Raw genomic sequence first — 11,068 nt, 5'->3', positions numbered from 1 at the left:
GGCTCGGGTGGGCCGGTCCTCCTCGGCCGACGAGGGCCGAGGAGGACCGGCCCCCGGTGGAGCGCTTCAGAACGCGGACAGCTCTCTCCGCTGCGCCTGCTGGCCGCCCACCGGCCCGATCAGGCTCTTCGGCAGCTGCTGGCGGCGGCTGATGTTCAGCTTGCGGTAGACGCGTGTCAGGTGCTGTTCGACGGTGCTCATGGTGACGCAGAGCTTCAGGGCTATCTCGCGGTTGGAGTTGCCGTTGGCGGCGAGGATCGCCACGCGCATCTCCGATTCGCTGAGTCCGGCGCCCTGGTCGCGGCCGGGCAGGTCCATCCGCTCGGCTCCGCGCATCGCCTGCGGGGGCAGGATGCTGTCGCAGAGCGCCTGGGCGCCGCACTCCTCGGCCATCCGCCAGGCCCGGCGGCGCAGCTTGTTGGCCCGGATGACCTCGCCGGTGCTCTGGTACGCGGCGCCCAGATCGGCCAGCGCGCGGGCGAGTTCGAGCCGGTCGCCGCAGTGCTGGAGGGCCTCGACCGCCTTGGTGAGCAGATGGGGGCGCTCGGCGGGCCCGGCGATCCTGGCCCGGAGCCGCAGCGAGACGCCGCGGGCGTGCGGGTCGTTCCACAGCCGGCCGTGGGAGAGCTGTTCCGTGATCATCGTCGCCGCCCTGGCCCGTTCGCCGAGCCGGAGGAAGCCCTCCGCGGAGTCGGTGCGCCAGGGCAGCAGGGCGGGGTGGTCGAGGCCCCAGCGCTGCGCCAGGCGGCCGGCGCTCAGGAAGTCGCGGAGCGCGGCCTGGCAGTGGCCGGTCGCCAGGTGGTAGTGGCCGCGGGCGCGCAGGTAGGCCAGTGCGTGCACGCTCTGGAAGAGGGCCCCGGGCACCGGGTGGTACAGCACGCGGGTGGCGTCCTCGTACCGCCCCATGAGGGTGTAGGCGCGGACCTGGCAGGCGAGCGGGCTGCCGATGAGGACGCTGCCGCCGCGTCCGGGAAGACAGCCGAGCGCCCGCCGGGCGTACTCCTCGGCGTCGGCCAGGGCGCCCCTGCGTAGCGCGATCTCGGCCCGGATGGCGAGGAACTCCGCCTGCCAGCCGGGGGAACGGCGGGCGATCGCCTCCTTCAGCAGCCGATGGCACCACTCCTCCGCGGCCGCGGTGCGGCCGGCCCGCAGCAGGGTCCGTACGGCGTTGGCCACCACCACGAGCGTGCCGTCCATCAGCGGGCAGGAGCGCAACCGCCGTTCGGCCTCCGCGGCGGCGGCCTCGCTGGTGCCGGGGCCGGGGATGCCCCACACGGCGGCGGCGGTGCCGGGGCCGGGGGGCTCGTACCAGGGGTCGCCGGGCGCGGCGGGCTCGGACGCGGGGTGGGGACCGGGGCGGGTCTCCTCGTGACCGCAGGGCCAGGGGCCGGGGTGGACCACGGAGGGCCAGGCGGTGGTGGTCGCCGGGCCGTCGTGGCTCGCCGCCGCGGGCCGGTCCGGCGGCCGCTGGAGCCGGGTCCGCGCCTGGGCGGCCTCGTCCAGTCGTCCGCAGCCGATCAGCAGCCGCACCAGCAGGGCCGCGTCGGCGTCGGCCAGCCGGCCGGCCTGGAGTTCCGCGAGCGGCTCGGCGAGATGGTGCTCGGCGGCGGAGGGGTTGACGCGCCAGGTGGCGGCGGCGAGGGCGATGCGGATCGCCGAGCGCTGGCCGGGCTCCGTGCAGGCGCGGTGGGCGAGGGTGAGATAGCCGATCGCGGCTTTGGCGTCGTCGTCGACCTGGGCCTGGGTGGCGGCGTCGCGCAGCACGGCGACCGACCAGGCGGGCGCCGCCGGCCGGGCCGCGAGCAGGTGTTCGGCGATCTGGACGGCCGGGGCGCCCTCGCCGTGCAGCAGCAGCGCGCCGCGCTCGTGCAGGCTGCGCCGGTCGGCCTCGCCGAGGTGTTCGAGGGCCGCCGCCCCGATGGTCGGGTGCCGCCAGCGGTGGCCGGCGGTCAGCCCGGTGAGCTCCAGGAGGTGGAGGGCCCGGTCGACGCGGACCGGGTCGACCGGGCGGAGCAGCCGGCCCAGCAGCGCCGGGGTGGCGTGGCGGCCGAGGACGGCCAGCGCGCCGGCGACGTCCCGGGTGGGGGTGCCTATGTGTTCCAGGCAGGCCACTGCGGCCTGGTGGAACCGTCCTCCGGCGGGGGGCCGTGGCAGCCGGCCGCCGGCGGGCTCCCGCTGGGCGTCGAGGTCCTCCAACAGCGCCCGCAGCAGCAGCGGATTGCCGCCGGTGATCGCGTAGCACTCGGCCACGAGCCGTTCGTCGGCCGGTCGCCCGCGGTGCGCGGCGAGCAGCTCGGCGACGCCGTCGCCGTCGAGCCGGTCCACGGTGATCCGTCGGAAGCCGGGGTGGCGCAGCAGTTCGGTGCCGAGCAGCGGGTCGCCGCTCTGTCCGTGGGGGTGTTCGGTGGCGATGAGCAGGATCCTGGCGTCGGGCGCGTGCCGGGCGACGTGCAGCAGCCGGCGCAGCGACGCCTGGTCCGCGTGGTGCAGGTCGTCGACGGCGATCACCAGCGGTGCGGGTACGGCGGCCGCGCACAGCTCCACGCGCAGCCGTTCGGCGGCCTCGGGTTCGGCCGGGGTCTGGTGCTCCACGGTCGCCACGGTCGCCTGGAGCCGCTCGCGGGCCGAGGCCGGCAGCCGTGGGTCCCCGACCAGCCGCCGTAGCAGGCCGAGTGGGGTGTCCCGGCCGCCGGGGAGGCCGGGGGCCTCGACCACCAGGGCTCCGGCCCGCTCCGCGACGCTGAGGAACTCCCGTAGGAACGCGGTCTTGCCGCAGCCCGGCCCGCCCTCGGCGACGATCAGCCGGAACCGGCCCGACGCACACTCGTACAGCGCCGCCTCCGCCAGTCCGATGTGAGCGCTCCGGTCGATGAGCATGGCCCTCCCGGACTCCGTTCCTCCGTGTGAGGAAGCTTCCGGGCGCAGTATGCGGGCGCTCGCTCAAGCATCGGCGGACCGCACCTCGCGAGGTGGCGGAGCCTCCTTCGCGGGTGGTCCGTGGCCGCGGGCGACGGCGCGGGAGAGGGCGATGGCGGCCGCGGCGAGCGCGGTGAAGTAGAGCAGCGCGGCCCGGAAGCCGGCGAGCACCTGCCCGTGGTGTCCGGCGCCGCGGAAGACCGCGCCGGCCACCACCACGCCGACGGAGTTGGCGAGTTGCTGGGCGGTCGCCAGCAGTCCGGAGGCGACGCCGGTCAGCGAGGTGTCGACGCCGGCGAGGACGAACCGGATCACCGTCGGGGCGACCAGCCCCGCTCCGGCACCGTTGACCACCAGCAGCGCGGTCACCGACAGCGATCCGGGGTGGAGGGCGTGCGCGGGCACGGATCGCAGGCCCAGGTAGCCGACGGCCATCAGCAGCGGTCCGCCGGCGGTGAGCAGCGCCGTGTGCCTCGGGTCCGCCCGCCCCGCCAGCACGGACGCCGCCAGGAACGCCAGGCCGAGCCCGGCGTACAGCCCCGCGGAGCCCAGGGGGTCGAGGCCGGCGCCGCGCTGCGCGGTCTGCGACAGCAGGACGTAGAAGGGGACCTGGGTGGCGAAGAAGACCAGGCAGAGCGCGAGTCCGGCGACGAATCCGCGCTGCCGCAGCAGTCCGGGGTGGAGCAGCGGGGTCCCGCCGCCGCGGGTCAGCCGGCGCTCCCACCGTACGAGGGCGGCCGTGGGCGCCAGCGGGGTGAGCACCAGCAGCGCGGTCCAGAGCGGCCCGCGCGGCCGGTCCGGCAGCGACCAGGGCAGCACCAGCGCGGCGACGGCCGCCGCCAGCAGCAGCGCGCCGGGCAGGTCGAGGCGGCGCGCGGTGGTGTGTCCGGTGGGCAGCACCCGGCGCCCGGCCAGCCAGATGGCCAGGCACAGCGGCACGTTGACGAGGAAGGCGGAGCGCCAGCCGTCGGAGACGAGCTCCAGTTCGGTGAGCACTCCGCCGCCGAGTTGGCCGAGGGTGGAGCCCAGGCCCAGCACCGCGCCGAAGGCGCCGACCGCGGCTCCCCTGCGGGCGGCGGGCACGACCTGGTGGATGCCGGCCAGCACCTGGGGGAAGAGCAGTGCGGCCCCGACGCCCTGGGCGGCGCGGGCGACGATCAGCGCGGCGGCGGTCGGGGCGAGGCCACAGGCCAGCGAGGCCAGTCCGAACACGGCGACGCCGCCGAGGAAGACGGCCCGGAAGCCGAGCCGGTCGCCCAGCCGGCCGCCCATCACCAGCAGGCTCGCGTAGGCCATGCCGTAGCAGGCCACCACGAGGTACGCCTGGGCGTCCCCGGCCCGCAGGTCGTCCTGGACCACCGGCAGCACCACGTTGACCACGGAGATGTCGAAGATGGCCAGGAACTCGCCGAGCAGCAGCACGGCCAGGGCGAGCCTGGCGGGCGGGGTGGGGCGCGTCGTCATGGGGCGGGCGCGGGGCCCGGCGGGGCCGGGTCGATCCGCAGCAGTCGGTAGTCCACCGTGGTGCCGCGCTCGGGGACCGCGCGGTGGGCGATCTGCTCCACGGTGACCCCGACGGCGGTGGCGAGGTCGTGCAGCCGGGCCGCGTCGCCGCGGCTGCTGAAGCCGAGCAGCGCGGTGCCGCCCGGGCGGAGCCGGTGCGGCGCCTGGCTCAGGTAGTCGCGGTGGGCCCGGTATCCGGGGTCCACGTACGCCAGGTCGTGGGCGTCCAGCCGCTCCAGCCCGTCCGGCGCGAGCACGAAGTTGGAGTGCCAGAAGACCAGGTCGAAGCGGTCCTCCGGGGCGAGCGGGGCGAACAGGTCGCCGGTATGGCAGCGGACTCGTTCGGCGACGCCGTGCCGGGCGGCGTTCAGCTCGGCGTTCCGCACGGCGTGTGGGTTGATGTCGGTGGCGACCACCCGGGTGCAGCCGGCGAGGGCGGCGCTGACGGCGATGACTCCGGTGCCGCAGCCGATCTCCAGCACCGACCCGCCGGGCGGGAAGTCGAGCAGTTCCAGGAAGACCTCGGTGGACGGGGAGTAGACGGGTGCGAAGACGTCGTCGAGCAGGGTCCAGTCGCGGCCGGCGAGCCGGAACCGCCCGGGCCGGTCGGCGCGGGTGCGGCTCTCCCGGCTGCGGAGCAGGGAGCGGCGGTAGTCGGTGTCCTGGGAGGCCGGGGGCTCCGGGTGGTGACCGGGGTCGGGGTGGGCGAGAGGCTGTGCGCCCGTGCCGACCCGCGGGCGCCCGGCGGGCACGGAGTCGGGGGCGGAGTCGGGCGCGGAGTCGGGCGCGGAGTCGGGGGTGGCCGGCGGCCGGGGGCTCGTCCGCCGGTGTGCGGTCCTGGGGGTGCCCGGGTCCGAGGGGGCCGTCGTCCCCGGGGAGTCGGGGGCTGCCGGGGCGTGCTGGGGCGGTTCCTGGGTCATCGCTGGCTCTCCTGGTCAGTGGGCGTCGACTGGCGCGGCCCCCGCCCGGAGCCGGGGCAGGACCTGCTCGCCGAACAGCTCGACGGAGGCGCGGGCCAGTGTGGGGTCCAGCGTAGAGAAGTTGACCTGGAGGCTGGCGACGTCGAAGCCGCCGCACTCCTCGTGGAACCGGCGCAGTTGGTCGACGATGTCGTCCGGTGTGCCGACGAGGGCGGCGTTCCGCGCGAGCACGCTGTGGAAGTCGTCCGCCGCCAGTTTGGCGATCATCTCCCGGTAGCCGGGGTAGTCGGCGCTGGCGGCGCCGTCGGTCCAGTCCGCGGCGGCGGAGACGAGGCTGCGCAGATAGGAGTTGATGGGCTCTTCGGCCCGGGACCTGGCCAGTTCGGCGTCGGGTGCGCAGTGCATGTGGAAGGCGAGCATCACCCGTCCCCGGCCGGGGTGTCCGGCCGCGCGCCATGCCTCGCGGTAGACGCCCAGGTTGTGCCGCATGGTCTCGGCGGCCAGCGGGTTGGCCATGATTCCGCAGCCGAGCTCGCCGGCGCGGCGGAAGCTCTGTTCGTTGGAGAGCGCGGCGACCCACAGCGGCGGGTGCGGGCGCTGGGTGGGGCGGGGCAGCGAGGTGGTGGCCGGGAAGGAGTGGAAGCGGCCCTGATGGGCGACGTGTTCCTCGGCCAGCAGCCGCCGTACCGTCTCGATGCCCTCGTCGAAGCGGGCCCGACTGGTGTCCATGTCCACGCCGAAGCGCTGGAACTCGTGGGGCAGGAAGGCCCGGGCGAAGCCGACCTCCAGCCGGCCGCCGGAGATGCCGTCGAGCATGCCGATCTCGCCGGCGAGCTTGAGCGGGTGGTTGAAGGCGGGCAGCACCGCACCGGTGATGAGTCGCAACCGGCGGCTGCGGGCGGCCGCCGCGGACAGGAACAGCAGCGGGTTGGGCGAGTAGCCGCCGTAGGGGTGGAAGTAGTGCTCGACGATCCGGATGTGGTGGTAGTCCAGCCGGTCGGCGAGCTCCACCAGGTCCAGGCACTCGGCGAAGTACCGCTCAGCGGACTTCTGTCGAGGGTCGACATCGGGAAAGAAGTTGATTCCAATCTGCATCGTCTTCGTGACCTCACCCCGTGGCGCGCGGACGGTTGGCACTGCACCGTAAAGGAGTTGGGGCCGGGAATGTGCCGCTCAGCGAGATCATGTCCGTACTGTGGACGAAAACTGGGACTTGACACGAGATCGCCGGCGTGGAGATCCTGTTGAACATTCACTCGCGGGAATTGACCGACTCGCGGGAGGATGCATAACACGGGGGAATGATGCGGACGTTGCTGATCGATAATTACGACTCGTTCACCTACAACCTTTTCCATTACCTCGCCGAGGTGAATGAGGAAGAGCCCGTCGTCATCCGTCACGACGATCCGCTGCCGTCGGCCGCCGCGCTGCGCGGCTTCGACAACGTGGTGATATCGCCGGGTCCCGGACGCCCCGAGCGCGCCGCCGACTTCGGCATCTGTCAGGCCGTCATCTCCGCATCCGCCCTTCCCCTGCTCGGCGTGTGCCTGGGCCATCAGGGGCTGTGCCATGTCTTCGGCGGCACGGTGGACCGGGCGCCGGAGGTGCGGCACGGGCGGGTGTCTCCGGTGGTGCACGACGGCAGCGGTCTCTTCGCCGGTCTGCCCTCGCCCTTCGAGGCCGTGCGCTACCACTCGTTGGCGGTGGACGGGCTGCCGGCGGAGCTGACCGCGGCGGCCTGGACCCCGGACGGCGTGTTGATGGGCGTCGCCCACCGGGACAAGCCGCTGTGGGGCGTCCAGTTCCACCCGGAGTCCATCGGAACGGCCCACGGCCACCAGCTGATCCGCAACTTCCGGGAGCTGACCCGCGCGTGGTGGCGGCGGAACGGCGAGGCCGACCCGGCCGCGCGAAGGGGCGCGCCCCATGCGCGGAAGCCGGTGCCGGCGGCCGCCGAAGGGCATCGGCGGCCCGCCGCCGCGGGCGCGCGCCGGTTCCGGGTGCTGGTGGAGCGGATGGCGACCCGGGTGGCCGACGAGGCGGTCTTCGAGCGCCTCTTCAGCGGCTCCCGGCACGCCTTCTGGTTGGACAGCAGCCGGCCCGACGGCGAGTCGGGCCGGTTCTCCCTCATGGGAGACGCCGGGGGCCCGCTGGCCAGGGTGGCCACCGCCGACGTCTGGGAGCAGACGGTGACCGTGGAGTCGGCCGCCGGCACCGAGGTGGTGCACGGCCCGTTCCTGGAGTGGCTGGACGCCGATCTGGCGGCGCGTCATGTCCGCGTGCCCGACCTGCCGTTCGACTTCGCGCTGGGCTGGGTCGGCTACCTCGGCTACGAGTTGAAGGCGGAGTGCGGTGGCGAGCGGGCGCACCGGTCCACGGAGCCCGACGCCGCCATGATCTTCGCGGATCGCGCGGTCGTCTTCGACCACCTCACCTCCACCACCTATCTGCTCGCCCTCGCCGAGCACGGCCGGGCGGCGCCGGCCCGCGACTGGCTGGCGGAGACCCGCGCGGAGCTGGCCCGGTTGGCCGACCGACCCACCGCACCGGCGGCGGAGCCGGCGCAGCCCGCGGCCTCGACCGCCGTGCACACGGACCCGGCGACCGTCGGCGAGCTGCGGCTGCGCCACGACCGCGCGCGCTACCTCGAGCTGATCGCCGCCTGCCAGGAGGCGATCGGTCAGGGCGAGACCTACGAGGTGTGCCTGACCAACATGGTCACCGCGCCCGGTCGGCTGGACCCCTGGCTGGGCTATCGGTATCTGCGTCGGGTCAGCCCCGCCCCCTTCGCCGCGCTGCTGCGTCTGGACGGCCTCTCGGTGCTGTCCACCTCCCCGGAGCGCTTCCTGCGGGTGTCCGCCGCCGGCGAGGCCGAGTCCAAGCCGATCAAGGGCACCCGGCCGCGGGGCGCGAGCCCCTACGAGGACGCCCTGCTCCGCGCCGACCTGCTCGGCAACGAGAAGGACCGCGCGGAGAACCTGATGATCGTGGACCTGGTCCGCAACGACCTGGGGCGCTGCGCCGAGGTCGGCTCCGTCCACGTCCCGCGGCTGTTCGAGGTCGAGAGCTATGCGACGGTGCATCAACTGGTCAGCACCGTACGGGCCACCCTGCGGCCGGACAGCTCGGCGGTGGCCTGCGTGCGCGCGGCCTTCCCCGGCGGATCGATGACCGGAGCGCCGAAAATACGTACGATGCACTTGATCGACGAGTTGGAGGCGGGCCCGCGCGGGGTGTACTCGGGCGCGCTCGGATACTTCTCGTTGTCGGGGGCCGCGGACCTCAGCATGGTCATCCGTACGGTGGTGGCCACACCGGACCGGGTGGGCTACGGCGTCGGCGGGGCGATCGTGGCGCTGTCCGACCCGGACGCGGAGTTCGAGGAGACCGCGGTGAAGGCCGCCCCGCTGCTGCGGCTCCTGGACACCGCCTTCCCCGAACGGCAGTCGGCCGCCCCGGCGCACTGAGCGTCGGTCCGAGACGAGGAGAGACAGAGATGCGCTTACTGCGCACCCGAGTGGTGATCGTCGGCGCCGGTCCGGCCGGGCTGGTGCTGGCGCACCTGTTGCGGCTGGAGGGCGTCGACTCGATCGTGCTGGAGCTGCGGGACCGGAAGTACGTGGAGCGCAGGGTCCGGGCGGGCCTGCTGGAGCAGTCCACCGCGGACCTGTTGCGCGCCACCGGCGTCGGCGCCCGGCTGGACCGGGAGGGCCAGGTCCACGAGGGCTTCGAGCTGCGTTTCGGCGGCGAGCGGCATCGGATCTCCACGGCGGAGCTGTGCGGCCGTTCGGTGTGCGTCTACGGCCAGCAGGAGGTGGTCAAGGATCTGATCCGGGCCCGGCTGGAGGCGGAAGCGCCGCTGCACTTCGGTGTCGACGACATCGTCCTCGACGGGCTGACGGGCGACGCGCCCACCGTGAGCTGCACGCTGGACGGGGTGCCGACGACCATCCAGGCGGACTTCGTCGCCGGCTGCGACGGGTTCCACGGGGTGACCCGGCGGTCCGTGCCGCGGTCCGAGCTCTCGGTCTTCGAGAAGACGTACCCCTTCGCCTGGCTGGGCATCCTGGCCGCCGCCCCGCCGGCCGGCGAGGAGCTCATCTACGGCATCCACGACCACGGCTTCGCGCTGCACAGCATGCGCTCGTCCCAGATCAGCCGGCTGTACCTCCAGGTCGATCCGGACGAGCGGCTGGAGGCGTGGCCGGACGACCGGGTATGGGCCGAACTGAACGACCGGCTGTGCCAGGGGCAGGGGAAGCTGAACGAGGGCCCGGTGCTGGAGCGGTCCATCACCGCCATGCGGGGCTTCGTCGCCGAGCCGATGCAGTACGGGCGGCTGTTCCTGGCCGGGGACGCGGCGCACATCGTCCCGCCGACCGCCGCCAAGGGGCTGAACCTGGCCGTGGCGGACGCCCGGATCCTCGCCGAGGCGCTCGCGTCCTGGTACGCGACCGGCAACCGCGAGTCGCTCGACGACTACTCCCGCACCAGTCTGCGAGGGGTGTGGCAGGCGCAGGAGTTCTCCGCGTGGATGACCTGGTTGCTGCACCGCTACCCGGGCGACGGCGCCTTCGAGAGCAGGCTCCGCCTGGCCCGGCTGCGCCAGCTGGTGGACTCCGAGGCGTCCGCGATCAGCTTCGCCGAGCACTACGCGGGGGTGAGTCGCGAGTTCGTCCGGACGGCGGCGGGCGACGGGAGCCGCTGACGCTCCCTTAGCCGCCGGAAGGCCAGGACGGCAAGACCTCCTCGTGGATTTCGGCCAGGAATTGCTCCGGCCGCCATTCGTACGTGAGTTCCTGTCCGTGCCGGGAAAGGTCCCGGACCGGGCGCATTGGATCACTGCGGGCGACCGGAGCGCCACGGCGGGCGCTACCGACTCCCCGCGGAGGTGGCGTGGAGCTTTCCACGGTCGACTCGCGCTACAGCGCTTCTGGGAAACGCATGGCTACGCTTTTCCCGGCAATGCGGCGCGCCGCTCGGATCCGTGTCACGCCTTCCACAGTCTCCATGAGTGAGGACTCTCTCCCTATGGCCGTCACCCCCACGTCCGCCGATGTCGAAGCGGGGCAGGCGAGTTACACGCCGATATCCCTCCGCTTTTACGACGCCATGGTTTACGGGCTGACCTGTCCCGTTTTCTGGAAGGTGCCCAGGCGGGAGCTGTTGAGGCTGTACCGGCGCAACGTCTCCACCGAGCACCTGGACATCGGCGTGGGTTCCGGCTATCTGCTGCACCACACCCCGCTGCCCGTCGGGCAGCGCATCACCCTGTTCGACATGAACCCGCACTGCCTGGAGTACGTCTCCCGTCGGCTGGGCCGCCATGACGTGGCCACCTGCCGCGGCAACGTCCTGGAGCCGTTCCCGCTGCCGCAGCAGTCGCACGACTCGGCGGCGCTCAATCTCATGCTGCACTGTGTGCCGGGCGACTTCGGCTACAAGGGTGTCGCCTTCGACAACGCCGCGGCCTGCGTGCGCCCCGGGGGCACGCTGTTCGGCTCCACGGTGCTCTCGCGGGGGGTGCCCGTGACCCGTCGCGCCCGGCTCGCCCTGAACCGGCTCAACGCCGTGAAGGGGTTCAACAACACCGAGGACAGCCTGGCGGACCTGGATCGCGAGCTCGGCAAGCGCTTCTCGGAGTACAAGCTGACCGTCCACGGCTGCACGGCCCTCTTCGAGGCCACGGTCGAGTGACCGCGGTCGAGTAGCCGCGGTCGAGTAGC

7 protein-coding genes are annotated in these 11,068 nt (G+C 73.6%); 3 read left to right on the top strand and 4 right to left on the bottom strand.

Going from position 1 to position 11,068, the window contains the following annotated elements; translation table 11 throughout:
* Positions 1-66: 66 nt before the first annotated feature.
* From LRS74_RS32100 to LRS74_RS32085, 4 genes are all read right to left on the bottom strand, one after another.
* Complete coding sequence (locus LRS74_RS32100) at positions 67-2,877, bottom strand: AAA family ATPase (protein WP_277744301.1); 2,811 nt, start codon at positions 2,875-2,877, stop codon at positions 67-69.
* 63 nt (positions 2,878-2,940) lie between these two features.
* On the bottom strand, positions 2,941-4,380 hold the full coding sequence (locus LRS74_RS32095; protein ID WP_277744300.1) for an MFS transporter: 1,440 nt from the start codon (positions 4,378-4,380) through the stop codon (positions 2,941-2,943).
* Positions 4,377-5,339: a methyltransferase domain-containing protein gene (locus LRS74_RS32090; RefSeq protein ID WP_277744299.1), complete on the bottom strand. Its 963-nt coding sequence runs from the start codon at positions 5,337-5,339 to the stop codon at positions 4,377-4,379. Before LRS74_RS32090 ends, LRS74_RS32095 begins: the two co-directional genes overlap by 4 nt.
* 15 nt (positions 5,340-5,354) lie before the next feature.
* Positions 5,355-6,434, bottom strand: coding sequence for an LLM class flavin-dependent oxidoreductase (locus LRS74_RS32085; RefSeq protein WP_277744298.1), 1,080 nt, complete (start codon positions 6,432-6,434; stop codon positions 5,355-5,357).
* 209 nt (positions 6,435-6,643) lie between these two features.
* Between LRS74_RS32085 and pabB the strand changes: the two genes are divergently transcribed.
* From pabB to LRS74_RS32070, 3 genes are all read left to right on the top strand, one after another.
* On the top strand, positions 6,644-8,809 hold the full coding sequence (pabB, locus tag LRS74_RS32080; protein ID WP_277745031.1) for an aminodeoxychorismate synthase component I: 2,166 nt from the start codon (positions 6,644-6,646) through the stop codon (positions 8,807-8,809).
* A 38-nt stretch (positions 8,810-8,847) separates the two neighbouring features.
* On the top strand, positions 8,848-10,050 hold the full coding sequence (locus tag LRS74_RS32075; protein WP_277745030.1) for a 4-hydroxybenzoate 3-monooxygenase: 1,203 nt from the start codon (positions 8,848-8,850) through the stop codon (positions 10,048-10,050).
* Between the two features lie 323 nt (positions 10,051-10,373).
* Positions 10,374-11,039 carry a class I SAM-dependent methyltransferase gene (locus LRS74_RS32070; protein WP_277744297.1) on the top strand — a complete coding sequence of 222 codons (666 nt, stop codon included), beginning with the start codon at positions 10,374-10,376 and terminating at the stop codon, positions 11,037-11,039.
* The last annotated feature ends 29 nt before the right edge of the window (positions 11,040-11,068 follow it).

The sequence above is a fragment of the Streptomyces sp. LX-29 genome (assembly GCF_029541745.1).
Lineage (GTDB): Bacteria > Actinomycetota > Actinomycetes > Streptomycetales > Streptomycetaceae > Streptomyces.
The sequence above is the reverse complement of the archived record's forward strand: the minus strand, read 5'-3'. Positions and strand labels throughout refer to the sequence as shown.